This is a genomic window from Methylobacterium frigidaeris, from assembly GCF_022179185.1.
Lineage (GTDB): Bacteria > Pseudomonadota > Alphaproteobacteria > Rhizobiales > Beijerinckiaceae > Methylobacterium > Methylobacterium frigidaeris.
In genome coordinates, this window is the sequence record NZ_BPQJ01000202.1 from 1 (window position 1) to 273 (window position 273).

Here is a 273-nt window from a genome sequence, read left to right on the forward strand (position 1 = left end):
TTCCGGCCTGGCCCAGGAGGCGGTGGTGCGCACCCTGGCGGGGGGCGTGGGGGGGCTTGGCCTGGGGGCGGCCCTGACCCTGGTGCTCAAGGGGCTGGTCGCGGACCTCACCGGGCTTTTGGCGGGGTTCTTCGTGGCCTTCCTCGCCCTCTCCGTCCTGCCGAGGCGCAAGGAGCGGGCGAAGCGCCTCCTCTCCCAAGGCCTCGAGGAGGCCTACGCCGCCGTGCGCCGGGCCCTGGAGGAGGCCTTGGAGGAGGGCCTTGCCCGGCAGGA

At 74.7% G+C, this 273-nt stretch carries 1 protein-coding gene; it reads left to right on the top strand.

Going from position 1 to position 273, the window contains the following annotated elements; translation table 11 throughout:
• Positions 1-273, top strand: a 273-nt coding sequence (locus MFF64_RS39075; protein ID WP_238193983.1) for a hypothetical protein, incomplete at both ends; no start/stop codon positions are given.